The sequence below is a fragment of the Streptomyces sp. NPDC045846 genome (genome assembly GCF_056431605.1).
In genome coordinates, this window is the sequence record NZ_JBWKKJ010000008.1 from 163,643 (window position 1) to 189,509 (window position 25,867).

The following is a 25,867-nucleotide window of genomic DNA, read 5'->3' on the forward strand; positions in this document are numbered from 1 at the left end:
CGTGTGCGGCTACCGCGGGGTCTTCAGGAGGCCGTGCAGCAGCGGGGTGAGGCGGGTCGTGCGCGGCGCCGGGAGGATCTCGGCGACGGCCCGGGGGAGCGCCTGGTCCACGCCGTGGACGACGGACAGGTGCCGCTCCGCCCGGCCGAACGCCGTGTACACCCATGCCCGGTTGAGCCCCTGGGCCGCGTCTCCCGGCAGCACCGCGACCACCGCGGGCCAGCGCATCCCGATCGCCTGGTGCGCGGTCAGCGCCCAGCCGTGCCGCAGCGCGGACTCGACGCGCTCCTTCGGTACGAGGACGGGCGTGCCGGCGCAGTCGAGGCGCAGTCCCTCGGCGTCCGCCCCCACGACCGTGCCCGTGACCGTGCGGCCGGGGGCCTGGGCGTAGGCCACCCGGTCGGCCGGGTCGAAGCCGCCGAAGCGGCCGGGGCCCGGGTTCAGGCGCTGCTTCAGGGCCGCGTTCAGCGCCCGGGTGCCCGCCGAGCCGCCGTGGCCGACCGTGACGACCTGGATCTGGTCCGCCGGGATGCCGATCGCCCGGGGGATCGAGTCGGCGAGGAGCTGCACGCAGCGGTGCACCGCCTCGCCCGCGTCCCGCACCGGGACGATCACCACTTCCTTGCCGGGCGCCTCGACCTGGTTCAGCTCGCCGATGCCGATGCCCGAGACCAGCTCGCCGACCGGCCCGGGGTCGGGCATCCGCGAGGCCACGAGCGGGCAGACCCGGGCGGCCAGCACGTCCTGGAAGACCAGACCCGCGCCCGCCGGGCCGAGCACCCCGGGATCGCCGCTCAGGACGAGACGGCAGCCGTCGGGCAGCGACTCCACGAGCGCGGCCGCGGTCTCCACGTCGAGCTGCGTCGCGTCCTGCACCACCAGGACGTCGAGGGCGAGCGCGCCGTCCGCGTCCCGGCCGGGGCCCTCGCCGGACAGCAGCCCGGCGACCGTGAACGCGGCCAGCGGGCCGGTCAGTTCGGCCAGCCGACGCCGGCCGTCCGCGGTGTGCGCCGCGCCCGCGGCGCGCAGTCCGGCCGCCGCGGCCGCCGTCACCACCGCCGCCGACTCCGCGCGCGCGGCCTCGCCGCCGGTGTGCGCCACCAGGCCGCTGCCCGCGACCGCGCGGACCAGCTCGCCGCCCTCCGGCCAGACCGAACCGTCCTCGCGCACCGGCGAGTTGAGCAGGCGGGCCAGGCCGTCGGCCAGGCTCTCCTCGGCCAGGGCGTACCGGTCGAGCCCGAGCAGCACCTCGACCGGCTCGGCGGGCTCCGCCGCCTCGGCCCCGGCGCCGTCGTCCTCTTCGGACGTCGGCTCGTCCGCCAGGCCGTCCTGGAAGACCAGCACCACGCCCTCGGCGATGGCCTGCTGCACCGCCTCGTCCGGATCGGGGACGGAGCGCCCGGCCAGCGCCTTGCGCACGTCGTCCGCCGCCAGCGCCGTGTGCCCCTGGACGGCCGCCTGCTCCAGGATCCAGCCGACCAGCGCGGCCGACCTGCGCTCGTCGTCCGGTCGGCACTCCGCGCCGAGCAGCGCCCGCGCGAAGCCGTCGGCCTGCTCGGGCCGCACCCCGGGCACGGCCAGGAGCTGCCAGGGGTCCGCACCGAGCCGCTCGGCCGCGTGCTCGCCGAGGGCACCGGTGACCTGGGCGGCCAGCGCCTCGGGCGCGCCGCCCCGGGTCAGCACGTCACGTACGGAGCCGAGGGCCTCGGCCGAAGCGGCGGGCGCGGGCCGCGGGGCCGCCTGCGGGCGTACCGGGGCGGCCTGCGCAGCCGGGGCGGGCTTGCGGGGGGCGGGCGGCGGGCCGCCGAAGAACGCGGCTCCCGACTTCTCTCCGCTCTCCACGGCCCGCACCGCGGCGAGCAGGTCGGCGGCCTGCCCGCTCAGCTTGGCGCCGGCCGTGATCGGCGCCTCCTTCTCCGCCTTGCGCTGCTCGATCCTGGCCCGCAGCTCCCGCTGGGCCGCGAGCTCCGCCGCCGCCTCGGAGATCTCGGGCGCCTTCGCGTCGGCCGACTCGGCTGTTTCGGGACTCCCGGTTGCGCCCTCGGGCCCGGGGTCCTCGGCGGTCCCGGGCCCGGCGGGGCTGTCGCTGTCGGGCTCGGGGGCCCCGGCCTCTTCGGCGGTCTCCCCGGCCGGGCCAAGGTCGCCTTCGGGGCCGGGCACCTCCGCGGTCGCGGATCCGGCACCGACCGCGGTGTCCGCGCCATCCACGGCGGGGTCGCCGACGGTGTCGGCCTGCGCGTCGGCGGACGCCTGCGCGGTCTCGGGCGCCACCTCCGCCCCGGCGGATTCGTCGGCCGTGGATCCAGGGGCCGAGCCCTGGGGAAGCGCAGTCACAGCGTGCTCCAGTCCTGATCGGGATAGCGGTGCACGGGCGCCGACACATCGTCGAGCGCCTGGCAGATCTCGTCAGGAAGACTAAGGGCCTCCACTGACAATGCCGCCGCGAGCTGCTGCGCGTTGCGCGCGCCGATGATAGGCGCCACCACTCCCGGCCGGTCCCTCACCCAGGCCAGCGCCACCTGAAGGGGTGTCGCGGCGAGTCCGTCGGCCGCTATGCAGACGGCGTCGACGATCCGGCTGGCCGCCTCGTCGAGGTAGGGCGCCACGAACGCGGACAGGCCCTCCGACGCGCCCCGCGAGTCCGAGGGCGTCCCGTGCCGGTACTTGCCCGTGAGCACGCCCCGGCCGAGCGGCGAGGAGGGCAGCAGGCCGACGCCCAGGTCCAGGGCGGCGGGCAGGACCTCGCGCTCCACGCCGCGCTGGAGCAGCGAGTACTCCATCTGGGTGCTCGCGAGCCGGGTCCGTACCCCGGGCGCGGCGAGTTGCCAGGTCGCGGCCTTGGCGAGCTGCCAGCCGCAGAAGTTCGAGATGCCCGCGTACCGCGCCCGACCGCTGCTGACCGCGATGTCCAGGGCCTGGAGGGTCTCGTCCAGCGGGGTCGCGGGGTCGAAGGCGTGGACCTGCCAGAGGTCGACGTAGTCGGTGCCCAGCCGTTCGAGGGAGGCGTCGAGGGCGCTGAGGAGATGGCCGCGCGAGCCGTCGAAACGGCGGTCGGGGTCGGGCACGCTGCCCGCCTTGGTCGCGATGACCAGGTCCCTTCGCGGCGCGAGCCGCTCGACCAGCTGCCCGAGCAGGTACTCGGCGTCCCCGCCGCCGTACACGTCGGCCGTGTCGATGAGCGTGCCGCCCGCGTCCCAGAAGACCTTCAGGAGTTCGGCGGCGTCCTGCTCGCCGACGTCCCGGCCCCACGTCAGGGTGCCGAGCCCGATCCGGGATACGCGCAGGCCCGTGCGGCCGAGATGCCTCTGCTCCATGGGCGCTGAGATTACTGGCCGGGGGCCCACGGGGAGAGAGCCTGTGGACAACTCGGCCCTGCCGCAGCGCGCCACCGCGCGCTAGAGTCCCCGGCACAGGAACGTTACTCATGAGTAAGACGCGGGAGTGGACGCGTACCTACGCGTCACGACGAGTAAGGGGATCGGCCATGCGGCTCGGCATCAACCTCGGCTACTGGGGCGCGGGAATGGACGGCGACAACCTCGCCGTCGCCAAGGAGGCGGACAAGCTCGGCTACGACGTCTGCTGGGCGGCCGAGGCCTACGGTTCGGACGCGCCGACCGTCCTGGCGTGGGTCGCCGCCCAGACCGAACGCATCGACGTGGGCTCCGCGATCCTCCAGATCCCGGCCCGCCAGCCCGCCATGACCGCGATGACGGCCGCCACCCTCGACTCGCTGTCCGGCGGCCGCTTCCGCCTGGGCCTCGGCGTCTCGGGACCCCAGGTCTCCGAGGGCTGGTACGGCGTCAAGTTCGACAAGCCGCTCGCCCGCACCCGGGAGTACGTCGAGATCGTCCGCAAGGCGATGACGCGCGAGCGGCTCTCCTACGAGGGCGAGCACTGGACGCTGCCGCTGCCCGGCGGCCCCGGCAAGCCCATCAAGCTGACCGTGCACCCCCAGCGCGAGCACATCCCGCTCTACATCGCCGCGATCGGCCCCAAGAACCTGGAGCAGACCGGCGAGATCGCCGACGGCGCGCTGCTGATCTTCCCGGCCGCCGAGCACATCGAGGCCACCGCGATCTCCCACATCCGGGCGGGCCGCGAGAAGGCAGGCCTGACCATGGACGGCTTCGACGTCTGCCCCACGCTGCCGATCTCGCTCGGCGCCGACGCCGACGTACCCGCCCTCGCCGACATGTTCCGCCCGTACACCGCGCTGTACGTCGGCGGCATGGGCAGCCGCAAGCAGAACTTCTACAACCAGCTCGCTCAGCGCATGGGATACGAGAAGGAGGCCGCCGAGATCCAGGACAAGTACCTGTCCGGGGACAAGGCGGGCGCGGGCGCCGCGGTGCCGCAGCAGCTCATCGACTCGACCACGCTGCTCGGCTCGGTGGAGCGGATCGCCGACCGGATGCAGGCGTACGCCGCCGCGGGCGTCACCACGCTGACCCTGGCCCCGGCCGGCTTCACGCTGGACGAGCGGCTCGCCTCGCTGCGCGCGGGCACCGAGGCGCTGGAGCGCGCGGGGCTCGCGTAGGGGAGGGGCTCTGCGGCCGTGGTGGGGGCTCGGGGGGTCTTCCCCGCCACGGCCGTCTGCCTGACAACGCCCGGCCGCGCCGCCCGGTTACGGCGGTGGGGGCACCGCACATTCCTTCGTTCGGCCCAGTGGGTCCGGGACCCCTGTTGCCGCGGGTGGTCTGCCGCATTTGACTCGGTTTCGCATGGTCCCTGTGCGACCCCGGAGGTACGGCGATGCTCTCGGCCAAGAGCCTGTTCCAGGAGATCCTCGACGACGACGAGTCGTTCCGGCTCTTCTGCTCCATCGCGGCCAGCGGGGAGTCCCAGGGAGGCTGGGAGAACGGCCGGATCGCCGCCCTCCTGCCCGCCGAATGCCGCGCGCTCGCCCCCAAGGTCGCCCGGCACGGCGCCGACGAGGACAAGCACGGGCGGATCTTCCACGCGCTGATGAAGAAGCGCGGCCTGAGCCCCGTCGACGTACCGCCCGAAACCGACTACACGATGCTGCTCGAACAGAACGGCATCGGACTCGGTCACGCGCTGCTCCGGGGCGAGAAGCCGCTCAGCGAAAGGGACGTCGTCGTCTACCTCGCCCACAGCCGGGTCACCGAGCAGCGCGCGTCCGAACAGATGGAGCTGCTGCGCAAGCACTTCGGCGCGGACCCCGGCATCGGGCGCGCGGTGCGGATGATCTCCGACGACGAGGACAACCATCTGGCGTACTGCCACGAGGAGTTGCTGCGCCTGGCCCGCGCCGGACACGCCCGCGCGATCCAGGAGGCGCTGCGCGCCTGCGCGCTCGCCGAGATCCGGGTCTACCGCGACGTCAGCCTCGCCGTGATGGCCCACATGGGGCGGATCCTCCACTGGCCACGCGCCAAGAGGGCGGCCCTCGCCGCGGGAATCCACGCGGTGTACGCCTACGAACGGCTCGCGGGATGGCGCCGGATGGTCAGCCTCACCATGCCCGAGCGGCGCGACGCGCTGGGCGGACCCGCCGTCGCGGCGCCCGGCTTCGCCTGACTACAGCCAGCCCCGCCGCTTGAACAGGCGGTACAGGACGACCTCCAGGACGACCATCAGCAGGATCACCGCCGGGTAGCCCCACCACCAGTGGAGCTCGGGCATGTCGTCGAAGTTCATGCCGTACACACCGGCCACCATCGTGGGGACCGCCGCCATCGCCGCCCACGCCGAGATCTTCCGCATGTCGTCGTTCTGGCGGACGCTCACCTGGGCGAGATGGGCCGAGAGGATGTCGGACAGCAGCCGGTCCAGGCCCTCCACCGCCTCGTTGGCGCGGGTCAGATGGTCGTTCACGTCGCGGAAGAACGGCTGCGACTCGGCGTTCACGAACGGCACCCCCGCGCTCGCCAGGCGCTGCACGGGCTGGGCGAGCGGGCCGGTGGCCCGGCGGAACTCCAGGACCTGCCGCTTGAAGGTGTAGATCCGCGACGCGGTGTTCTTGGTGTCGCCGCCGCCCGTCGGCGAGAAGATCAGCGCCTCCAGCTCCTCCAGGTCGGTCTGGAGCTCCGCGGCCACGTCCGTGTAGTGGTCGACGACCGCGTCGCTCACCGCGTACAGGACCGTCGTCGGCCCGTGCCGCAGCAGCTCGGGCTCCGCCTCCAGACGCTGCCGGACCGCCTTGAGGGGCGCGCCCTCGCCGTGCCGCACGCTCACCACGAAGCTGTCGCCCACGAAGAGCATCAGCTCGCCGGTGGAGACGGTGTCGCTGCGGGGCTCGTACACGACGGGCTTGAGCACCATGAACAGCGAGTCGTCGTACACCTCCAGCTTGGGCCGCTGATGTGCCTTGAGGGCGTCCTCCACGGCCAGCGCGTGCAGCCCGAACTCGCTGCTGACCAGGTCGAACTCCTCCTCGGTCGGCTCGTGCAGCCCTATCCACACGAAGCTGTCCCCGGCGGCGCGGGCCTCACCGAGCGCGTCCGAGAAGTCCTTGGGGCCGTCCGTGCGGCGGCCGTCGCGGTAGATGGCACAGTCGACGATCATCGCGGGCATTGTCCCGTGAACGGGAGCCGCCCGCACCCGCCGGCCGCCCGGCGCCTAGGCTGGCGGGCATGGCCACGCTGATCCTCGTACGCCACGGACGCTCCACCGCCAACACGGCGGGGGTGCTGGCCGGCTGGACGCCGGGTGTCGCCCTCGACGAGCGCGGCAGCGCCCAGGCCGCCGCCCTGCCCGCCCGGCTCGCCTCCGTGCCGCTCGCCGCCGTCGTCACCAGCCCCCTGCAACGCTGCCGCGAGACCGTCCAGCCGCTCCTGGACGCCCGCCCCGGGCTGCCGCTGCACCCCGAGGACCTGATCGGGGAGTGCCACTACGGCGACTGGTCGGGCCGCAAACTCTCCGAGCTCTCCACCGAGCCGCTGATGGAGGTCGTGCAGCAGCACCCCTCCAACGCGGCGTTCCCCGGCGGCGAGTCGATGCGCGCCATGCAGACCCGGGCCGTCGAGGCCGTACGGGACTGGAACACCCGGATCGAGACGGAGCACGGCCCCGACGCGGTCTACGCCATGTGCTCGCACGGCGACATCATCAAGTCCATCGTGGCGGACGCCCTCGGCATGCATCTCGACCTCTTTCAGCGGATCTCGGTGGAACCGTGTTCCCTCACGGTGATCCGTTACACCCGCCTGCGCCCCTACCTCGTACGCCTCGGCGACACCGGCGACCTCGCCTCCCTGGCCCCGCGCGAGGCCCCCGCGGACGAACAGGCCGAGGTCGGTGGCGGTGCGGGAGCACCGTGATCGCCGCGCGCAGTAGGGTGGACGCGCCGAAAACCGCCGCTCCAACTCCGAACTAGGGAGACCAGAACGTGTCCCGTCAGGTGTTCTTCTACGACCCGCCGGACCGTTTCGTGGCCGGCACGGTCGGGCTCCCCGGGCGCCGTACGTTCTTCCTTCAGGCGTCCGCGGGCAGCCGCACCACCAGCGTCGCCCTGGAGAAGACCCAGGTCGCGGCGCTCGCCGAGCGGATCGACGAGCTGCTCGACGAGGTCGTGCGCAGGACCGGGGGAAACGCTCCTGTGCCCGCCGTGGCCCCGCCCGACGTCACCGACACCGCGCCCCTCGACTCACCCGTCGAGGAGGAGTTCCGGGTCGGCACCATGGCGCTGGCCTGGGACGGCGACGAACAGCGCATGATCATCGAGGCGCAGGCCCTGGTCGAGCTCGAAGCGGACACCGAGGACGATCTGGCCGAGGCCGAGGAGCGGATGCTCCAGGACGAGGAGAACGGCCCGCCGATGCTGCGGGTGCGCCTGACCGGAGCCCAGGCCCGGGCCTTCGCCAAGCGGGCCCTCGACGTCGTGAACGCGGGCCGGCCGCCGTGCCCGCTGTGCAGCCTCCCGCTCGACCCGGAAGGACACGTATGCCCGCGCCAGAACGGATACCGCCGCGGAGCCTGACCTCCGCCGAGCTCCTCGCCCGGGGTGAGCTCACCGTCCTCGGGCGGATCCGCGAGGCGTCCAACGCGGTCCTGTACTGCTCCGTCTCGTACGGCGAGGACAGCGCGGAGTGCGTCTACAAGCCCGTCGCCGGGGAGCGGCCGCTGTGGGACTTCCCCGACGGCACGCTCGCCCAGCGCGAGGTCGCGGCGTACGAGGTGTCGCTCGCGACCGGCTGGGACCTCGTGCCGCCCACCGTGCTGCGCGAGGGCCCCTATGGCGAGGGCATGGTCCAGCTGTGGATCGAGCCGGTGGAGGGGGACTCCGGGCTGCTCGCGCTCGTCGACGACGAGGAGCCCGCCGAGGGCTGGAAGGCCGTCGCGCTCGCCGAGGTCGGTGAGGGGCGCACCGCGCTCCTCGTACACGCCGACGACGAGCGGCTGCGGCGGCTCGCGGTGCTCGACGCGGTCATCAACAACGGGGACCGGAAGGGCGGGCACCTGCTGCCCGCACCGGACGGGCGGCTCTACGGGATCGACCACGGGGTCACGTTCAATGTGGACGACAAGCTCCGGACGCTGCTGTGGGGGTGGGCGGGCGAGCCGCTCACCTCGGAGGCGGTGGGCGCCCTGAAGGGCCTGGCCGAGGCCCTTCGACCCCTGGAGCCCCTTGCCACCCGGTTGGCCCAGTTGCTCACCGCGGCCGAGGTGGACGCGCTGCGGGCGCGGGTCGCCGCGCTGCTGGCGACCGGGGTGCACCCCGAGCCCTCGGGGGAGTGGCCCGCCATCCCCTGGCCCCCGGTGTGACCCTCCCCCACCCCGGGGCACCTCGCCCCCGGACCGTGCGGGCGCCCCCACCCCGCTTTCGACCGCGGGCCGTGCGTGGCCCGTCGCGCAGTTCCCCGCGCCCCTCAGCAGTACGGTGCTGGCCCGCATGGGGTCTGGGGCGGAGCCCCAAGTAGCAGTCTTGGGGCGGGGTGCGCAAGAGGGGGGATTCGGCCAAGACCGGTATCCGGTTCGTATCCGGAACGTGCGTCCGGTTACGCTCATGTACATGCATGCCTGGCCCGCTTCTGAGGTCCCCGCCCTGCCCGGCAAGGGCCGCGACCTCCGGATCCACGACACCGCGACCGGCGGTCCTGTCACCCTCGACCCCGGTCCCGTCGCCCGTATCTACGTCTGCGGGATCACCCCGTACGACGCGACCCACATGGGTCACGCGGCGACCTACAACGCGTTCGACCTCGTTCAGCGCGTGTGGCTCGACACCAAGCGGCAGGTTCACTACGTCCAGAACGTGACGGACGTGGACGACCCCCTGCTGGAGCGGGCCCTGCGCGACGGCAAGGACTGGGTCGAGCTCGCCGAGGGCGAGACCGCCCTGTTCCGCGAGGACATGACCGCCCTGCGGCTGCTCCCCCCGAAGCACTACATCGGTGCGGTCGAGTCGATACCCGGGATCGTCCCGCTCGTCGAACGGCTCAGGGACGCGGGAGCGGCGTACGAGCTCGAAGGGGACGTCTACTTCTCCGTCGAGAGCGACCCGCACTTCGGCGGCGTCTCGCACTACGACGCGGCGTTCATGCGGGCGCTGTCCGCAGAGCGCGGCGGCGACCCCGAGCGCCCCGGCAAGAAGAACCCGCTCGACCCGATGCTGTGGATGGCCGCCCGCGAGGGCGAGCCGAGCTGGGACGGCGCCTCCCTCGGGCGCGGCCGCCCGGGCTGGCACATCGAGTGCGTCGCCATCGCCCTTGAGCACCTCGGCATGGGCTTCGACGTCCAGGGCGGCGGCTCCGACCTGGTCTTCCCGCACCACGAGATGGGCGCCTCGCACGCCCAGGCGCTGACCGGCGAGTACCCCTTCGCCAAGGCGTACGTGCACGCCGGCATGGTCGCCCTGGACGGCGAGAAGATGTCCAAGTCCAAGGGCAACCTGGTGTTCGTGTCGAAGCTGCGCCGCGACGGCGTGGACCCGGCCGCCATCCGGCTCTCCCTGCTGGCCCACCACTACCGGGCCGACTGGGAGTGGACCGACCAGGTGCTCCAGGACGCCGTCGAGCGCCTCGACCGCTGGCGGTCCGCCGTGTCCCGCCCCGACGGGCCGTCCGCGGACGCCCTGGTCGAGGAGGTCCGCGAGGCCCTGGCCGACGACCTGGACGCGCCCGCGGCCCTCGCCGCGGTCGACCGCTGGGCCGAGCGCCAGGAGGCCGACGGCGGCACGGACGAGGCCGCCCCCGGCCTCGTGTCGCGTACGGTCGACGCCCTCCTCGGTGTCGCCCTGTAGGGACCCGAACCACCACGACACGCGCCAACCCGCCCTGCCGGAACCGCCCTTGGACTCCTCGTGAGTCCGGGGGCGGTTCCGTTTTTTGCCTGCCCGCCCCATGGTCCAATGCTCGTTCGTGCGCTAAACACGCTATATGCAATCACCAATACGCACGAGAGTGGCGCTCGCGGGGGCGGCCGTGCTCGGTCTGCTCGCGGTGTTCGCCGGACCCGGCAGCGCGCAGGCCGACACCCCGGCCGACACCTCCGTGGGCGACGTGACCGGCTTCGAGGCCGCCGCGGGCTCCGTCTTCAAGCTGCACGCGGGTGCGGCCGAGGCCCGGGTCAGCTTCGTGGCGGCCGACACCTTCCGCATCGAACTCGCCCCGGACGGCAAGTTCACCGACCCGACCGGTTCCGACATCGTCCTGCCGCAGGGCAAGCCGCCCGCCACCCGCTGGAAGGACCGGGGCGACCGTTACGAGCTGAGCACCGACAAGGTCACCCTGCGCGCCTTCAAGTCCCCTCTCCGCTTCGCCCTCTACAAGGCGGACGGCACCCGGCTGTGGGCCGAGACCAAGCCGCTCGGCTGGACCAAGGACGCCACCACCCAGACCCTGTCCCGGGGCGCCACCGAGCAGTTCTACGGCGGCGGCATGCAGAACGGCCGCGGCAACACCTCGCACCGCGACCAGACCGTCCAGGTGGGCGTCGACGACAACTGGAACGACGGCGGCCACCCCAACTCCGTGCCGTTCTACCTCTCCACGGCCGGCTACGGCGTCTACCGCAACACATACGCCCCCAACACGTACGTCTTCGGACAGCCCGTCACGGCCAGCGCCAGGGAACGGCGCTTCGACGCCTACTACTTCGCCGGTGACGCCAAACAAGTCGTCGGCGCGTACACCCGGTTGACCGGAAAGCCGTTCCTGCCGCCCGTGTACGGACTCGAACCCGGCGACTCCGACTGCTATCTGCACAACGCCAACCGGGGCGAGCGGCACACCCTCGACGCGGTGAAGATCGCGGACGCGTACAAGTCCAACGGCATGCCGAACGGCTGGATGCTCGTCAACGACGGCTACGGCTGCGGCTACGAGAACCTCCCCGAGACCGCCAAGGGCCTCCAGAACGACTCCATGCACCTGGGCCTGTGGACCGAGGACGGCCTCGACAAGCTCGCCGACCAGGTCAAGGCGGGCCAGCGGGTGGCGAAGCTGGACGTCGCCTGGGTCGGCGACGGGTACAAGCACGCCCTCGACGGCTGCAAGGCCGCCTACCAGGGCATCGAGGCCAACAGCGACGCCCGCGGCTTCACCTGGGCGCCGGAGAGCTGGTCGGGCGCTCAGCGCTGCGGAGTCCAGTGGTCCGGCGACCAGTCGGGCAGCTGGGACTACATCCGCTGGCAGATCCCGACCTACGCGGGCGCGACCCTGTCGGGCCTCGCCTACACCAGCGGTGACATCGACGGCATCTTCGGCGGCAGCCCCAAGACCTACACGCGCGATCTCCAGTGGAAGTCCTTCCTGCCCGCCGTGATGACCATGGACGGCTGGGCCGCGAGCGACAAGCAGCCCTACCGGTACGGCGAGCCCTACACCTCGATCAACCGGAACTACCTGCTGCTCAAGGAGTCGCTGCTGCCCTACATGTACTCCTACGCCCACGAGGCCACCAGGACCGGCATCGGGCCGGTCCGGCCGCTGGCCCTCGAGTACCCGGACGACCCGAAGGCGGCCACCGACGCAGCCAAGTACGAGTTCCTCTCCGGCGAGGACTTCCTCGTCGCGCCGGTGTACCAGGACACGACCGTACGCAACGGGATCTACCTGCCCCGGGGCACCTGGATCGACTACTGGAGCGGGCGCACCTACCAGGGGCCGACGACCGTCGACGGCTACAGCGCACCGCTCGACACGCTGCCACTGTTCGTGAAGGCGGGCGCCGCCGTCCCGATGTGGCCCGGCATCCGCAGCTACCAGGACCGCACGGCGGCCTCCCCGCTCGCCTGGGACATCTACCCTCAGGGCCGCTCCTCCTTCCGGCTGTACGAGGACGACGGCGTGACCCGCGCCAACCGCTCCGGCGCGTACGCCACCCAGCGTGCCGATGTCGCCGCCCCGCAGCGCGGACCGGGCGACGTGACCGTCCAAGTGGGCGCGAGTGACGGGCAGTTCACGGGCAAGCAGACCGCCCGTCCCTATGTGCTGACGCTGCACACCGGCAGCGCGCCCGCCACCGTGGAGGTCGCGGGGCACCGGCTCGCACGGCTCGGCTCCAGGGCCGCGTACGACAAGGCGGCCACGGGCTGGTTCTACGACCCGGGCGACCGGGGCGGCGTGGTGCTCGTGAAGACCGCGACCCTGCGCACGGACCAGGCGTTCGAGGTGAAGCTCAAGGACACCAGCGCCGTGGGCGGCCGGACGCCGGGCGCCCAGGTCACCCTGGCCGCGCCCGCCGGGCAGGAGCTCGGCGCGGGCGCGCCCGGCACGGTGGCCGTGGACGTCACCGCCGGAACCAGGGACGCGACCGGCGTCCGGGTCTCCCTCGCCGCCCCGGCCGGATGGACCGTGAGCCCCGCCGCGACGCTCGACCGGGTCCCGGCGGGCACCACGCGGCGCGTCGAGGTGGCGGTCACCCCGGCACCCGACGCCCAACCCGGCGAGGCCACGCTGACGGCCAACTCGACTTCCCGGCAGGGAAGTTCACAGCAGCGGATCGCGGTCTCCGTGATGCCGCCGCCGCCCTCGAAGGACACCTGGGCCAGTGACATGGTCTGGCTGACCCGGACCAACGGGTACGGGCCGCCCGAACGCGACCGGTCCAACGGCGAGTCGGGGGCCTCCGACGGGCACACCCTCACGCTCGCGGGGAAGACGTACGCCAAGGGCATCGGCGCCCACGCCGACTCCGACATCGAGGTCTACACGGGCGGCCGCTGCACCGCCTTCACCGCCGACGTCGGCATCGACGACGAGATCAACGGCTACGGGGAGGTGGCCTTCTCCGTCGTGGCGGACGGCAAGGTGCTCTGGACCTCGCCGAGGGTGACCGGGGCCTCGGCGACCGTGCCGGTGAACGTTCCGCTCGGCGCGGCCCGACACGTCCACCTCCTGGTGACCGACACCAACAACTCCAAGTCCGGTGACCACGGGGACTGGGCCGCGGCGAAGTTCAGCTGCGCCTAGGCACGCCGCGGGCGCCGGGCGGGGACCTGCCCACCCGGCGCCCTCTGTGCGGGAGTTGGCGCTACTGCTTGTTCACCACGATCGCCTGGATGAGGCTGTTGGTGGTGTCGTAGAACCCGATGACCTGCTGCCCGAAGGCGAAGGCCACCTGGACGCCGTCATGCGTGGCGGGGCTGGGGTTCGCCAGCTGGCGCCAGCTGCCGTCGATGAACAAGTACAGGATCGAGGGCTGGCCGGGCAGCGGGGCCACGACGTCCCAGAACTTCGTGGCGATGCCGCTGACCAGGGCGGAGCTGTTGACCGCGGCCGGCAGCACCAGCGGCTGACCGATGGACTGCTGGCCCTGCTGTCCCTGCTGGCCGCCCATCTGCTGGAGGAGCTGCTGGTAGGGCTGCTGCTGGCCGAGCTGCTGGAGCTGCTGCTGGATCTGCGGCGGGATCTGCTGCTGGCCGAAGCCCTGCTGACCGATGCCCTGCTGGTACGACGGGTTGAACCCCTGCTGACCGATGCCCTGCTGGCCGAAGCCCTGCGGCGGGGAGGTGCTGGGGCCCTGCTGGCCCGGCTGCTGGCCGTACTGCTGCGGGTGCTGCTGGTGTTGCTGGCTCATCTGCGGGGTGGTGCTCATGCGGGTGTCACCTTCCCTGTTGTGAGTTCCGTTCGCCGTCCGGTGTCCGGACGCTCAGCCGGCGACCACCAGGCCGACGACCTCGTCGTCCGAGAACCAGACCCTGATGTCCGGCCGTCCGCCCGCGAAGGCGGAGTGCACCGCCTGGCGGAGTTCGGGCCCGGGGTTGTTCAGGTTGCGCCACGCCCCGGCGACGAACAGCCGGAGCCTCGGAGGCAGTTCATGGGGGTACGGGATCAGTTCGTCCCAGTACCGTTCGGCCTGGCCGGTGCCGACCGTCGAGGGCATAAGACGGGTCACCGCGGCCTTGATGTCGGGCCGGCTGCCGATGCGCTGCGAGGCCGGCCGGCCCGGCGCGTCCTGCTGGGGCGAGCCCGTCGACCGCAGGATCGTCCGGGCCCGCTCCGGCGTCATCGGCTCCTGCCCGGTCGCCTTCAGCATGCCCTGCAACGAGGCGAGGGCGCCGACCACGATCGCGGCGGCCGACGAGGTGCCGGAGAACGTGTCCGTGTACCACGCGATCTCCTCGGCCCCGCCCTGGAGGTCACCCGCCCGGTCCCAGAACCCGCCGGTCGTGGTCGCCTCGCGGCCCCAGCCCTGGGCGTCCACGCGGGCTCCGTAGTTGGAGAACGCGAGCCGTGAGCGGTCCGGGCCGTGATCGCGGCCGTGCGTGCCGGGCGGGGGCGCGCCCGCGCCCACCAGGACCGCGCCCGAGGACTGGTTGGACGGGTTAAAGGGGTTGCGCCAGTCGTGCGGGAACGCGTCGGGGCGCCGCTCGTACAGCGCGTCGTCCAGACTCTCGCCGCCGTTGCCGCCCGCCGCCACCACCAGGACGCCCTTGGCGGTCGCCCAGCGGATCGCCGCGAAGTCGTCCGGCCACCATTCGAGCGGGACGTAGCCCTCCTGGTCGTCGCGGTCCTGGAAGTCGAACCTCGGCCCGGGCCGGTGCAGTTCGACCAGGACGATGTCGCCGGGCGAGAGCCGCTCGGCCGCGGCGTGGATCGCCGCCGCCGTGCCGATGCCCTGGAACGAGGCGGCCGCGGTGACTGCCTGCGGGACGATACCGGTGATGCCCTTGTCGTCCCGGTCGCCGCCGATGACGCCGAGGACGGCCGTGCCGTGGTTGCGCCAGGCCATGTCCTGCACCGGGTTGCCCACCACGAGCCCGGCGAGCTTCTCCGCCAGATCCTCGTGGCCCAGCTGCCAGGCGCCCTCGACGTCGATGACGGTGACGCCCTCGCCGGAGCCGCCCGGGCGCAGCCACGCCCAGTACGCGTCGACGCCCTCGGGCGCCGGGGCCAGGTAGCCCTGGCGCCCGGTGTAGTCGGGCGTCGCGGGCGCGCCCTCCTTGAGGCGCTTGACGGTGTCCTCGTCACGGCCCGTCAGTGAGGCCGGCACGGCGCCCGGCTTCACGTACGCCGTCTCGACCTCGGGCAGTGCGGCCAGGCGCGCGCTCAGCTCCCTGGCCCGCTCGCCGCCGCCGCGCACCCGGTAGTAGAGGGACAGGTCCGGCAGGGCCTCGCGGGAGGTGCCCCGGGGGACCTGGGCCAGCCGTTCCTCGCGGCCGAACAGCGGCTCCAGGGCGATCTGTTCGTCGGCGAGGAACATCGTGAGAGCCGAGGTGTCGGCTCCGGAGGCCGAGCGGACGCCCTCCGCGCCGACGCGCAACCGGGACTCGGCCCGCGCGACGACGATCAGTTCCGGCTCGGCTCCGTGATAGGTGAATCCAGCTCCGTCGGGTCCTGGGCCCGCCGTTCCGGGGCCCTGACCCGGGTGAATCCGATCGGTCATCGCTTCCGCCGCTCCCCTCGGGTGCTGTGCTTGGCGTGCCTTCAGGGGACACACCCTGCTACCGCCGCGGCGGGTCGTCCACCCCGCTTGCGCGAAGGGAGTTTGAAATCAAGCTGAATGGGCACCCCGTGCATTTGGTCTGGAAACCGATGTCACGCCGCAATTCGGCCAAACACCACGGGGGTTGGGGGTGTCCGGTGGGGTGTGAGCGTCCCGTGCGGCCGCCCGGCCGACGCTGCCGCGCGGGGGAGGCCGGGGCGGGCCGGAACCGCCCGCCCCGGCCGTTGCCGGATCGTGCCCGCGGCCGGCGCCCGGCGCGACCGGTTCCCGCCGGACGCCGCTCGGCGGCAGGCCCGGGTCAGCTTCCTGAGGGCTCGGCGCCGTGCCACACCGTCGTCACGTTGCAGAACTCGCGGATGCCGTGACCGGAGAGCTCGCGGCCGTAGCCGGACCGCTTCACACCGCCGAAGGGGAAGGCCGGGTGGGAGGCGGTCATCCCGTTGAAGAACACGCCGCCCGCCTGGAGGTCCCGTACGCAGCGGTCGACCTCGTGGCCGTCCCGGGTCCACACGTTGGAACTCAGCCCGAACGGCGTGTCGTTGGCGACCGACACCGCCTCGTCGAGGTCCCGCACCCGGTAGAGCGTGGCGACCGGCCCGAAGGTCTCCTCCTGGTGGATCCGCATGTCCGCGGTGACGCCGGCCAGGACCGTGGGCAGGTAGAACCAGCCCCGCTCCATCCCCTCGGGACGGCTCCCGCCGCACAGGGCGGTCGCCCCCTTGCGCACCGCGTCGTCGACGAGCTCCTCCAGGTCGCTCCGGCCCCGCTCGCTGGCGAGCGGGCCGACGTCGGTGTCCTCCAGGAGCGGATCGCCGACCTTCAACTCCCGCATCCCCGCGGTGAACCGCTCGGCGAACGCATCGTAGACGTCGGTGTGGACGATGAAGCGCTTGGCGGCGATGCAGGACTGGCCGTTGTTCTGCGTGCGGGCGGTCACCGCGGTGCGCGCGGCCCGCTCCACGTCGGCCGAGGGGAGCACCAGATAGGGATCGCTGCCGCCGAGTTCGAGGACGGTCTTCTTGATCTCGTCACCGCAGATCGCCGCGACCGAGCGGCCCGCCGGCTCGCTGCCGGTCAGCGTCGCCGCCGCCACCCGCCGGTCGCGCAGCACCTGCTCGACGCCGTCCGAGCCGATCAGCAGCGTCTGGAAGCAGCCGTCGGGGAAGCCCGCCCGGCGGAAGAGGTCCTCCAGGTAGAGCGCGGTCTGCGGCACGTTCGAGGCGTGCTTGAGCAGGGCGACGTTGCCCGCCATCAGCGCGGGCGCCGCGAACCGGACGACCTGCCAGAGCGGGAAGTTCCACGGCATCACGGCGAGGACCACGCCGAGCGGCCGGTAGTGGACCCGGGCCCGCTCGGCTCCCGAGTCGTGGACGTCGTCCGGCGCGGGCTCCTCGTCCGCGAGCAGGGAGGCCGCGTGCTCGGCGTACCAGCGCAGCGCCTTCGCGCACTTCGCCGCCTCGGCGCGCGCCGCCGCCACCGGCTTGCCCATCTCCAGGGTCATGGTGCGCGCGATGTCGTCCCGGTCGCCGTCGAGCAGGTCGGCCGCCCGCAGCACGAGCCGGGTCCGCTCCTCGAAGCCGGTCGTGCGGTAGGCGCCGAAGGCGGTCTCGGCGGTGGCGAGGCGCCGCTCCACCTCCTCGGGCCCCATGGCACCGAAGCTCTTGAGCGTCTCACCGGTAGCCGGATTCACCGTGGCGATGGCCATGACGTACGACACCTCCCGAAGGCACTGGTCCTTCGACCTTCCCGCGCGCGGGAAGGCGCCGCAACGCGAGCCGCGGCCCGGCCGGGGCTACTCCTCGGGGGACTCCTCGCCGGGCTCGTCCGTCTTCGGCGGCTTCGGTGGCCGGGTGCGCCCGCTGGAGGTGTCGCGCAGATAGGATCCGTCGCCGTCGGTGGCGTGGCCGCCCGCGGTGGCCTGACCGGGGCCGGGGCCGCCGTCGCGGCGGCGCAGGTACCGCTCGAACTCGCGGGCGATGGCCTCGCCGGACGCCTCGGGCAGGTCCGCGGTGTCCCGCGCCTCCTCCAGCGTCTGCACGTACTCGGCCACCTCGCTGTCCTCGGCGGCCAGTTGGTCGACGCCGAGCTGCCAGGCCCGGGCGTCCTCGGCGAGTTCGCCGAGCGGGATCCTGAGGTCGATCAGGTCTTCCAGGCGGTTGAGCAGGGCGAGCGTGGCCTTCGGGTTCGGCGGCTGGGACACGTAGTGCGGCACCGCGGCCCACAGGCTGACGGCCGGAACCCCCGCGTGCGTGCAGGCCTCCTGGAGGATGCCGACGATGCCCGTCGGGCCCTCGTAGCGGGTCTCCTCCAGATCCATGGTCCGTGCCAGGTCCGGGTCGGAGGTCACGCCGCTGACCGGTACCGGCCGGGTGTGCGGGGTGTCGCCGAGCAGCGCGCCCAGGATCACCACCATCTCGACGCCCAGTTCGTGGGCGAAGCCGAGGATCTCGTTGCAGAACGAGCGCCAGCGCATCGACGGCTCGATGCCGCGCACCAGCACCAGGTCGCGCGGCTTGTCCCCGCCGACCCGGACCACGGAGAGCCGGGTGGTGGGCCATGTGATCTTGCGGACCCCGCCGTCCAGCCACACCGTGGGCCGGTTGACCTGGAAGTCGTAGTAGTCCTCCGCGTCCAGCGCGGCGAAGACCTCGCCCTTCCATGCCCCGTCCAGGTGCGCGACCGCGGAGGAGGCGGCGTCGCCCGCGTCGTTCCAGCCCTCGAACGCGGCGATCATGACCGGGTCGACCAGCTCGGGAACGCCCTCCAGCTCGATCACCCAGTGCCTCCCTCCGAAGTTCCCTTGCGTACGTCCCAACCTTACGGCTTCAGACCTACCCAGCCGCAGCCCCCGTGCACGGCCCCGAGGCGTCCGGAGTGACACGGGAATGAAGGGGCGGCTCGCGGGGCAGCAGCACAGGCCGCCCGTGATTCATCCGAGCTGTGCGCCGCGATTTTCGTCAGGACCCTGGACGCTGGCGAACGGACGGGGATATACATCGGATGACCGGTAGAGGTCCGATGTCCACACGGATGTTCCCGTGAACGTTCCGCGGACCTTCTGCGGACGTTCGTTCAGCGGTTCATCCAGGGCATTGATCCATGCGTGGGTCCACGTGTTCTTCCAGGGGGGCGTGCATGAGGCCGAGTGTCACGGGGTTCGAGGTACACGACATCCGCTTTCCCACCTCGGAACGGCTCGACGGCTCGGACGCCATGAACCCCGACCCGGACTACTCGGCCGCCTACGTGGTGCTGCGCACCGCGGACGGCCACGAGGGACACGGCTTCGTCTTCACCATCGGCCGCGGCAACGAGGTCACCGCCGCCGCCATCGAGGCGCTGCGGCCCTACGTCCTCGGCCGCCCGGCGCCGGTCGCCGCGGCCGACCTCGCCGCCCTCCACCACGACCTCACGCACGACTCCCAACTCCGCTGGCTGGGACCGGAGAAGGGGGTCACGCACATGGCGGCGGGCGCCGTCGTCAACGCCGCCTGGGACCTCGCGGCCACCACGGCGGGCCTGCCGGTGTGGGAGTTCCTCGCCTCGATGTCCCCCGAGGACCTGGTCTCGCTCGTCGACTTCCGCTACCTGTCGGACGTGCTGACCCGCCAGGAGGCGCTGGCCCTGCTGCGCGCCGCCGAACCCGGCCGCGCCGAACGGGCCCGGCTGCTGCGCGCCGAGGGCTACCCCGCGTACACCACGTCGCCCGGCTGGCTCGGCTACGACGACGCCAAGCTGGTCCGCCTCGCCAAGGAGGCCGTCGCCGACGGCTTCGCCCAGATCAAGCTTAAGGTGGGCGCCGACCTCGACGACGACGTCCGCAGACTGGGCCTGGCCCGCGCCGCCGTCGGGCCCGGCATCCGCATCGCGGTCGACGCCAACCAGCGCTGGGACGTGTCCCAGGCGATCCGCTGGATGGCCGCGCTCGCTCCGTACGAGCCGCACTGGATCGAGGAGCCGACCAGCCCCGACGACATCCTCGGCCACGCCGCCGTGCGGGCCGGGCAGCCGGTGAAGGTCGCCACCGGCGAACACGTCGCCAACCGGGTCGTGTTCAAACAGCTCCTCCAGGCCGGGGCGGTCGACTTCGTGCAGATCGACGCGGCCCGGGTGGCCGGGGTCAACGAGAACCTGGCGATCCTGCTGCTGGCCGCCAAGTACGGCGTGCCGGTCTGCCCGCACGCCGGCGGGGTGGGCCTGTGCGAACTCGTCCAGCACCTCGCCATGTTCGACTTCGTCGCCGTCTCCGGCAGCCGCGAGGACCGGGTCATCGAGTACGTCGACCATCTGCACGAGCACTTCGCCGCCCCCGCCGTCGTCGAGTCGGGCCACTACCGCGCGCCCACCGCACCGGGCTTCTCGGCCCGGATGCACCCCGAGACGATCGCCGCCTACCGCTTTCCGGACGGCCCGCAGTGGCGGTCGCGCCGTCCGGTCCAGGAGGTCAACTCATGAGCAGTGCAAGGGACTTCGAGGGCATGGCGGCGCTGGTCACCGGCGGCGCCTCGGGCATCGGCGCCGCCGTCGCCGAGCTCCTCATGGAGCGGGGCGCCCGGGTCGCGGTGCTCGACCGGGACCTGAAGGGCGCCCCCGCCGGGGTCCTCGCCCTCCGGGCGGACGTCACCGACGACGCGGGCGTACGGGACGCGGTCACCCGGGCCGCCCGCGAACTCGGCGCCCTGCACACCGTCGTCTCCAACGCGGGCATCGGCGCCGCCGGAACCGTCGAGGACAACGACGACGCCGAATGGCGGCACGTCCTCGACGTCAACGTCCTCGGCATGGTCAGGGTCGCCCGGCACGCGCTGCCCCATCTGCGGCGCGCGGCCCGGGAGCGGCCCGGCCACGCGTCCCTCACCCAGACATGCTCGATCGCGGCCACCGCGGGCCTGCCGCAGCGCGCCCTCTACAGCGCCGCCAAGGGCGCCGTCCTCTCCCTCACCCTGGCGATGGCCGCCGACCACGTACGCGAGGGCGTCCGGGTCAACTGCGTCAACCCCGGCACGGCGGACACCCCCTGGGTCGCCCGGCTGCTGGAGCGGGCGGACGACCCGGAGGCGGAGCGGGCCGCGCTGCGGGCGCGCCAGCCGATGGGACGCCTCGTCTCGGCGGCCGAGGTCGCCGCCGCCATCGCCTATCTCGCCAGTCCCGCCGCGGCCGCCGTCACCGGCACGGCACTAGCGGTCGACGGAGGCATGCAGGGCCTGCGCCTGCGACCGAGTACCTGACGCCACCCCACCAAGGACGGGACCATGAGAGTGCGTACGACAACCGCCGCCGCCTGCGCCGCACTGGTCGCGGCCCTGCTCGTCACGGGCTGCAACCGCGAGTCGGGTGGCGGGTCCGGCGGCCGGAAGGTCGGCATCGACCTGCCGCGCAGCGACAGCGACTTCTGGAACTCCTACCAGAGTTACGTCGAGAAGGGCGTCACGAGCGGCGAGGTCTCCGCGCTGCCGCTCACCAACTCCCAGAACGACGTGGGCAAGCTGGTGGCCGACGTCACCGCCCTCACCGACCAGGGCGCCAAGGCGGTCGTCATGGCCCCGCAGGACACCGGCGCCATCGCCTCCACGCTGGAGAGCCTCAACCAGCGGAAGATCCCGGTCATCAGCGTCGACACCCGCCCGGACAAGGGCGACGTCTACATGGTCGTACGGGCCGACAACAAGGCGTACGGCGAGAAGGCCTGCCAGTACCTGGGCAAGCAGCTGGGCGGCAAGGGCGAAGTGGCCGAGTTCCAGGGCGACCTGAGCTCCATCAACGGGCGGGACCGCTCCGAGGCCTTCAGGTCCTGCATGGACAAGAGCTATCCCGGCATCAAGGTCTACGAGCTGGCCACCGACTGGAAGGGCGACGTGGCCTCCGCCAAGCTCCAGTCCACGCTCGCCGCGCATCCGGGCCTGAACGGCGTCTACATGCAGGCCGGCGGGGTCTTCCTCCAGCCGACCCTGGCCCTGCTCCAGCAGAAGGGGCGGCTCGTGCCGTCGGGCACCGCGGGCCACATCACGATCGTCTCCAACGACGGCATCCCCGAGGAGCTCGACGCGATCAAGGCCGGGAAGATCGACGCCACGATCTCCCAGCCCGCCGACCTCTACGCCAAGTACGCGCTCTACTACGCCAAGGCGGCCCTGGACGGCAAGACCTTCAAGGAGGGCCCCACCGACCACGGCTCGACCATCATCAAGATCCCGGGCGGGTACGAGGACCAGCTGCCGGCCCCCCTCGTGACCAGGTCCAACGTCGACGACCCCGCGCTGTGGGCCAACCAGCTGCGGAAGAAGAGCTAGCCATGGCCCCCGAACCGCACGAGCGCGACACCCCGCCCGCACCCGCCCTGTACGCCCACGGCGTCGTCAAACGCTTCGGACCCACGCTCGCCCTCGACGGCGTCGGCCTGACCGTGCGGCCCGGCGAGTCGCACGCGCTGGTCGGCCGCAACGGCGCCGGGAAGTCGACCCTGGTCGGGGTCGTCACGGGACTGCACCGGCCGGACTCCGGCACCGTCGCCTTCGGCGGCGCGCCCGCCCCGGCCTTCGGCGACCGGACCGGCTGGCAGTCCAGGGTGGCCTGCGTCTACCAGAAGTCCATGGTCGTCCCGGACCTGACCGTCGCCGAGAACCTCTTCCTGAACCGCTTCGAGGGCGAGCGCATCCTTTGGGGCAGGCTGCGCCGCCGCGCGGCGGACCTCCTCGCCGAGTACGGAGTGGACGTCGACCCCGACGCGAGGGCCGGTCAACTGTCGCTGGAGCAACGGCAGTTCGTGGAGATCGCCCGCGCCCTGTCGTTCGGCGCCCGCCTGATCGTCCTGGACGAACCCACCGCCCAGCTCGACGCCCGCGGGATCCAGCGCCTGTTCACCAAGCTCCGCGAACTCCAGGCGCAGGGCGTGGCGTTCCTGTTCATCTCGCACCACCTCCAGGAGGTGTACGACCTGTGCACCGCGGTGACCGTCTACCGCGACGCCCGCCAGGTCCTCACGGCCTCCGTCGCCGACCTGCCCAAGGACGAACTGGTCGCGGCGATGACCGGGGACCGGCCGGGCGCGGGCGGGGCCTCGTGGCGGGCCGCCGCCGGGCCGCGGCGGACCTCGGAGCCGGTGCTGCGGACCGAGGGGCTCGCGCTCGACGGGGAGTTCGAGGCGCTGGACCTCGCGGTGCGCGGCGGCGAGGTGCTCGGCGTCGCCGGGGCCGCAGCCAGCGGGAGCTCCGCCCTCGGTGAGACGCTCGTCGGGATGCGCCGGGCCACCGCGGGCCGGGTCACCGTGCACGGCAGGCCCGTGAAGCCGGGCAGCGTGCCGCACGCCCTGGACGCGGGCATCGGCTACATCCCGGAGGACCGGCATCGCCAGGGCCTGGTCCCGGACCGCTCGGTCGCCGAGAACGCCACGCTGACGGTGACCGATCAGCTCGGGCCCTTCGGGACCGTACTCCCTTCCAGGACACGGGAGTTCGCCCTCGCGATGATCGGGTCGCTGGACATCAGGACGCAGGGACCCGGCCAGCCGGTGTCGGGCCTGTCGGGCGGCAACGCGCAGAAGGTCGTGGTGGCCCGCGCCCTGGCCCGCGGGCCGGTGGCCCTCGTCGCGGTACGCCCCACGGCGGGCGTGGACGTGAAGTCCAAGGACGCGCTCCTCGGCGTGGTGCGGCAGGTGGCCGACGACGGCAGCGCGGCAGTGATCATCTCCGACGAGCTCGACGACCTCCGGGTCTGCGACCGGGTGCTCGCCCTGTTCCACGGGCGGGTCGTCGCCGAGTACGGCAGCGGGTGGACCGACGGCGAGCTCGTCGCGGCGATGGAAGGCGTGCACGGCGCGGAGGCCGTGGAAGGGACGGACGGCATGGGGGAGCGGACATGACCGATACGGCGACCAAGGCGCCGAGGGGGGTGCGGGGGGCGAGTCCGCTGGGGCGGCTGTCCCGCATCCGCTGGAGCGACTTCTCCCTCGTCCCCGTGATCCTCGTCCTGATGGTCATCGGCTTCGTCGTCTCGCCGGTGTTCCTCACCTCGGACAACCTGATCAGCGTCATCCAGCAGTCCTCCGAGCTGAGCCTGCTGGTCCTGGGCCAGGCCCTCATCCTGATCTGCGGCCGCATGGACCTGTCCCTGGAGTCGACGATCGGCATCGCGCCGGTCGTCGCGATGTGGCTGGTCCTGCCGTCCTCCGCGCCGGCCGGCCGCTTCGCGGGCGTCGGCCTGCTGCCCGGCTGGACGGCGATCCCGGTGTGCCTGCTGGTCGGCCTGGCGATCGGGGCGTTCAACGGGTTCCTGATGCTGAAGCTGAACGTCAACGGGTTCATCGCGACGCTCGGGATGCTGACGATGCTGCGGGGCCTCCACATCGGCATCACCGGAGGCCGCTCCATCATCGAGATGCCGCCGTCCTTCCGCTACCTCGGGATGACGGACTGGTTCGGGGTGCCCGCGGCCGTCTGGATCTGCCTCGCCCTCTTCGCGATCGGCGGGGCGGCGCTGGCGTGGCTGCGGCACGGGCGGGCGCTGTACGCGATCGGCGGCAACCCGGAGGCGGCCCGGGCGGCGGGCATCCGCGTGGACCGCGTCACCTGGATCGTCCTGGCGACCGGGGGCCTGCTGGCGGCGTTCGCGGGGATCCTCTACACCGGCCACTACGGTTCGGTGGCGGCGAACCAGGGCAACGGGTGGATCTTCCAGGTCTTCGCGGCGGCGGTCATCGGGGGGATCAGCCTCAAGGGCGGGCGGGGCACGTTGTTCGGCGCGCTGACGGGGGTGCTCACGCTCCAACTGGTCGTGAACGTCATGACGTTGGGGGGTGTGCCGGCGTTGTGGAACCAGTTCCTGAACGGAGCGATCATCATTGTGGCCCTGGTCATCAGCCGCTTCGCCAGCGGCGAGAAACAAACGTAGCGCCCCCGCACCCGGTGCTCCGCCCCCAACCCTGCCCGGTGGTCTGCGGCCCGGGCTCTGCCCGAACCCGGCAGGGTGGTCCGCCGCCCGGGGCCTTGCCGCGACCCAGTCCGGTGGTCTATGGCCCGGGGCTCTGCCCCGGACCTGAGGAGTGCCCCACCCCGCCCCTTCCCTAAACCCTCCGGGGGACTTCGGCTGCGGGCCGTGCTCGGTTGTTCGCGCAGTTCCCCGCGCCCCTGGAGCCGCCTGTCATCCGCGGGCTGTGCCCGGTTGGTCGCGCAGTTCCCCGCGCCCCTGGGGCCGCCTGTCATCCGCGGGACGTGCTCGGTTGCTCGCGCAGTTCCTCGCGTCCCTGTAGGGGGGCATGGGCATCCTCGGCCTTCCCCAGGGGCACCTTCGTTCCCGGTGGGGGCGGGGTGAGGAGGGTCACAGTGTTGACCTCAGCCACTGCTCCACGCTTGCGATGTGCACGGTCGCCCACGACCGAGCCGCCTCCGCGTCCCGGTCCCGCAGCGCCGTCAGGATCGCCCGGTGCTCATGGAGCGTGCGGCTCACCGCGTCCTCCTGGGTCAGGCCCCGCCAGATGCGGGCCCGGGTCGTCGGCCCGGAGAGCCCGTCCAGGAGGGAGCAGAGCACCGAGTTCCCCGACCCCGCCACGATCCGCCGGTGGAATTCGAGGTCGGCGAGGACGAGTTCCTCGACCGAGGGGGCGGCCCCCAGGGCCTCCAACTGGGCGGAGAGCGCGTCGAGTTCGGCGTCCGGGATCCGCGACACCGCCATCGCGGTGGCGGCCGGCTCCAGGATGCGGCGTACCGCGAGGAACTCCAGCACCGTGTCGTCGCGGTGGAAGTCGACGACGAAGCTCATCGCCTCCAGGAGGAGCTGCGGGTCCAGGCTGGTGACGTACGTGCCGTCCCCCTGGCGGACGTCCAGGATCCGGATCAGCGACAGCGCCCGCACCGCCTCGCGCAGCGAGTTGCGCGACAGGCCGAGCTCGGCGGCCAGTTCGCTCTCCTTGGGGAGCCGGTCGCCCGGGCGCAGCGCACCGGAGACGATCATTTCCTTGATCTTCTCGATGGCCTCGTCGGTGACAGCCATGGGCGACCTCCATACATCCGATGTATCG

The 25,867-nt window shown here is 72.7% G+C and carries 20 protein-coding genes; 12 read left to right on the forward strand and 8 right to left on the reverse strand.

From position 1 onward, the window contains the following. Positions 1-9 precede the first annotated feature (9 nt). Together AC07F3_RS23390 and AC07F3_RS23395 are read right to left on the reverse strand one after the other, a co-directional pair. A complete protein-coding gene (locus AC07F3_RS23390; protein WP_479116413.1) occupies positions 10-2,334 on the reverse strand; it encodes a helix-hairpin-helix domain-containing protein in 2,325 nt (774 codons plus the stop codon). Next, complete coding sequence (locus AC07F3_RS23395) at positions 2,331-3,314, reverse strand: aldo/keto reductase (protein ID WP_479116414.1); 984 nt, start codon at positions 3,312-3,314, stop codon at positions 2,331-2,333. The genes AC07F3_RS23390 and AC07F3_RS23395 overlap by 4 nt, the downstream gene beginning before the upstream one ends. Before the next feature lie 170 nt (positions 3,315-3,484). Here AC07F3_RS23395 and AC07F3_RS23400 point away from each other — a divergent pair, with 170 nt between their 5' ends. Both AC07F3_RS23400 and AC07F3_RS23405 read left to right on the forward strand, forming a co-directional pair. After that, positions 3,485-4,540 carry an LLM class F420-dependent oxidoreductase gene (locus AC07F3_RS23400; protein ID WP_479116647.1) on the forward strand — a complete coding sequence of 352 codons (1,056 nt, stop codon included), beginning with the start codon at positions 3,485-3,487 and terminating at the stop codon, positions 4,538-4,540. Between the two features lie 215 nt (positions 4,541-4,755). Continuing rightward, entirely contained in the window at positions 4,756-5,544 is a 789-nt protein-coding gene (locus AC07F3_RS23405; protein ID WP_479116415.1) for a ferritin-like domain-containing protein, read from the forward strand. Here AC07F3_RS23405 and corA read toward each other — a convergent pair whose 3' ends face one another. Then, complete coding sequence (gene corA, locus AC07F3_RS23410; RefSeq protein ID WP_479116416.1) at positions 5,545-6,540, reverse strand: magnesium/cobalt transporter CorA; 996 nt, start codon at positions 6,538-6,540, stop codon at positions 5,545-5,547. 59 nt (positions 6,541-6,599) lie between these two features. Between corA and AC07F3_RS23415 the strand changes: the two genes are divergently transcribed. The 5 genes from AC07F3_RS23415 to AC07F3_RS23435 all read left to right on the forward strand — a co-directional run bounded on the left by AC07F3_RS23415 (position 6,600) and on the right by AC07F3_RS23435 (position 13,379). Then, entirely contained in the window at positions 6,600-7,286 is a 687-nt protein-coding gene (locus AC07F3_RS23415; RefSeq protein WP_479116417.1) for a histidine phosphatase family protein, read from the forward strand. A gap of 68 nt (positions 7,287-7,354) precedes the next feature. Further along, positions 7,355-7,945, forward strand: coding sequence for a DUF3090 domain-containing protein (locus AC07F3_RS23420; protein WP_114041504.1), 591 nt, complete (start codon positions 7,355-7,357; stop codon positions 7,943-7,945). Beyond that, the gene (locus AC07F3_RS23425) at positions 7,909-8,730 is read left to right on the forward strand and encodes an SCO1664 family protein (protein ID WP_479116418.1); all 822 of its coding nucleotides are present in this window, start codon (positions 7,909-7,911) and stop codon (positions 8,728-8,730) included. Before AC07F3_RS23420 ends, AC07F3_RS23425 begins: the two co-directional genes overlap by 37 nt. Before the next feature lie 247 nt (positions 8,731-8,977). Beyond that, on the forward strand, positions 8,978-10,207 hold the full coding sequence (gene mshC / locus AC07F3_RS23430) for a cysteine--1-D-myo-inosityl 2-amino-2-deoxy-alpha-D-glucopyranoside ligase (RefSeq protein WP_479116419.1): 1,230 nt from the start codon (positions 8,978-8,980) through the stop codon (positions 10,205-10,207). A 136-nt stretch (positions 10,208-10,343) separates the two neighbouring features. Then, a complete protein-coding gene (locus tag AC07F3_RS23435) occupies positions 10,344-13,379 on the forward strand; it encodes an NPCBM/NEW2 domain-containing protein (protein ID WP_479116420.1) in 3,036 nt (1,011 codons plus the stop codon). A gap of 61 nt (positions 13,380-13,440) precedes the next feature. Here the strand turns inward: AC07F3_RS23435 and AC07F3_RS23440 are convergent, their stop codons facing one another. The 4 genes from AC07F3_RS23440 to AC07F3_RS23455 all read right to left on the reverse strand — a co-directional run bounded on the left by AC07F3_RS23440 (position 13,441) and on the right by AC07F3_RS23455 (position 18,631). Continuing rightward, positions 13,441-14,004: a hypothetical protein gene (locus AC07F3_RS23440; RefSeq protein ID WP_479116421.1), complete on the reverse strand. Its 564-nt coding sequence runs from the start codon at positions 14,002-14,004 to the stop codon at positions 13,441-13,443. A gap of 54 nt (positions 14,005-14,058) precedes the next feature. Beyond that, positions 14,059-15,795, reverse strand: a complete 1,737-nt coding sequence (locus AC07F3_RS23445) for a S8 family peptidase (protein ID WP_479116422.1) — start codon at positions 15,793-15,795, stop codon at positions 14,059-14,061. Between the two features lie 358 nt (positions 15,796-16,153). Beyond that, positions 16,154-17,560, reverse strand: coding sequence for an NADP-dependent succinic semialdehyde dehydrogenase (locus tag AC07F3_RS23450; protein WP_479116423.1), 1,407 nt, complete (start codon positions 17,558-17,560; stop codon positions 16,154-16,156). Positions 17,561-17,647: 87 nt separating this feature from the next. Next, complete coding sequence (locus AC07F3_RS23455) at positions 17,648-18,631, reverse strand: PAC2 family protein (RefSeq protein ID WP_114041509.1); 984 nt, start codon at positions 18,629-18,631, stop codon at positions 17,648-17,650. A gap of 359 nt (positions 18,632-18,990) precedes the next feature. On the opposite strand from AC07F3_RS23455, the gene AC07F3_RS23460 reads away from it, so the two are divergent. Genes AC07F3_RS23460 through AC07F3_RS23480 form a run of 5 tightly spaced genes read left to right on the forward strand, consistent with a single transcriptional unit; the run spans position 18,991 to position 24,741 of the window. After that, positions 18,991-20,310 (forward strand): enolase C-terminal domain-like protein, encoded by a 1,320-nt coding sequence (locus AC07F3_RS23460; RefSeq protein WP_479116424.1) that lies wholly within the window; start codon positions 18,991-18,993, stop codon positions 20,308-20,310. Next, positions 20,307-21,083 (forward strand): SDR family NAD(P)-dependent oxidoreductase, encoded by a 777-nt coding sequence (locus tag AC07F3_RS23465; RefSeq protein ID WP_479116425.1) that lies wholly within the window; start codon positions 20,307-20,309, stop codon positions 21,081-21,083. The genes AC07F3_RS23460 and AC07F3_RS23465 overlap by 4 nt, the downstream gene beginning before the upstream one ends. Positions 21,084-21,107: 24 nt before the next feature. After that, positions 21,108-22,145 carry a sugar ABC transporter substrate-binding protein gene (locus AC07F3_RS23470; protein WP_479116426.1) on the forward strand — a complete coding sequence of 346 codons (1,038 nt, stop codon included), beginning with the start codon at positions 21,108-21,110 and terminating at the stop codon, positions 22,143-22,145. Positions 22,146-22,147: 2 nt separating this feature from the next. Then, entirely contained in the window at positions 22,148-23,713 is a 1,566-nt protein-coding gene (locus tag AC07F3_RS23475; RefSeq protein WP_479116427.1) for a sugar ABC transporter ATP-binding protein, read from the forward strand. Next, positions 23,710-24,741, forward strand: coding sequence for an ABC transporter permease (locus AC07F3_RS23480; protein ID WP_479116428.1), 1,032 nt, complete (start codon positions 23,710-23,712; stop codon positions 24,739-24,741). Before AC07F3_RS23475 ends, AC07F3_RS23480 begins: the two co-directional genes overlap by 4 nt. A 426-nt stretch (positions 24,742-25,167) precedes the next feature. On the opposite strand, the gene AC07F3_RS23485 is transcribed toward AC07F3_RS23480, so the two are convergent. After that, positions 25,168-25,839 (reverse strand): FadR/GntR family transcriptional regulator, encoded by a 672-nt coding sequence (locus tag AC07F3_RS23485; protein ID WP_479116429.1) that lies wholly within the window; start codon positions 25,837-25,839, stop codon positions 25,168-25,170. Between the last annotated feature and the right edge of the window lie 28 nt (positions 25,840-25,867).

Bases quoted from the DNA above. Each gene is read 5' to 3' on its own strand.
- AC07F3_RS23395 (WP_479116414.1), bottom strand. From the start codon at position 3,314: ATGGAGCAGAGGCATCTCGGCCGCACGGGCCTGCGCGTATCCCGGATC.
- AC07F3_RS23400 (WP_479116647.1), top strand. From the start codon at position 3,485: ATGCGGCTCGGCATCAACCTCGGCTACTGGGGCGCGGGAATGGACGGC.
- AC07F3_RS23405 (WP_479116415.1), top strand. From the start codon at position 4,756: ATGCTCTCGGCCAAGAGCCTGTTCCAGGAGATCCTCGACGACGACGAG.
- corA (WP_479116416.1), bottom strand. From the start codon at position 6,540: ATGCCCGCGATGATCGTCGACTGTGCCATCTACCGCGACGGCCGCCGC.
- AC07F3_RS23415 (WP_479116417.1), top strand. From the start codon at position 6,600: ATGGCCACGCTGATCCTCGTACGCCACGGACGCTCCACCGCCAACACG.
- AC07F3_RS23425 (WP_479116418.1), top strand. From the start codon at position 7,909: ATGCCCGCGCCAGAACGGATACCGCCGCGGAGCCTGACCTCCGCCGAG.
- mshC (WP_479116419.1), top strand. From the start codon at position 8,978: ATGCATGCCTGGCCCGCTTCTGAGGTCCCCGCCCTGCCCGGCAAGGGC.
- AC07F3_RS23435 (WP_479116420.1), top strand. From the start codon at position 10,344: ATGCAATCACCAATACGCACGAGAGTGGCGCTCGCGGGGGCGGCCGTG.
- AC07F3_RS23440 (WP_479116421.1), bottom strand. From the start codon at position 14,004: ATGAGCACCACCCCGCAGATGAGCCAGCAACACCAGCAGCACCCGCAG.
- AC07F3_RS23445 (WP_479116422.1), bottom strand. From the start codon at position 15,795: ATGACCGATCGGATTCACCCGGGTCAGGGCCCCGGAACGGCGGGCCCA.
- AC07F3_RS23450 (WP_479116423.1), bottom strand. From the start codon at position 17,560: ATGGCCATCGCCACGGTGAATCCGGCTACCGGTGAGACGCTCAAGAGC.
- AC07F3_RS23460 (WP_479116424.1), top strand. From the start codon at position 18,991: ATGAGGCCGAGTGTCACGGGGTTCGAGGTACACGACATCCGCTTTCCC.
- AC07F3_RS23465 (WP_479116425.1), top strand. From the start codon at position 20,307: ATGAGCAGTGCAAGGGACTTCGAGGGCATGGCGGCGCTGGTCACCGGC.
- AC07F3_RS23470 (WP_479116426.1), top strand. From the start codon at position 21,108: ATGAGAGTGCGTACGACAACCGCCGCCGCCTGCGCCGCACTGGTCGCG.
- AC07F3_RS23475 (WP_479116427.1), top strand. From the start codon at position 22,148: ATGGCCCCCGAACCGCACGAGCGCGACACCCCGCCCGCACCCGCCCTG.
- AC07F3_RS23480 (WP_479116428.1), top strand. From the start codon at position 23,710: ATGACCGATACGGCGACCAAGGCGCCGAGGGGGGTGCGGGGGGCGAGT.
- AC07F3_RS23485 (WP_479116429.1), bottom strand. From the start codon at position 25,839: ATGGCTGTCACCGACGAGGCCATCGAGAAGATCAAGGAAATGATCGTC.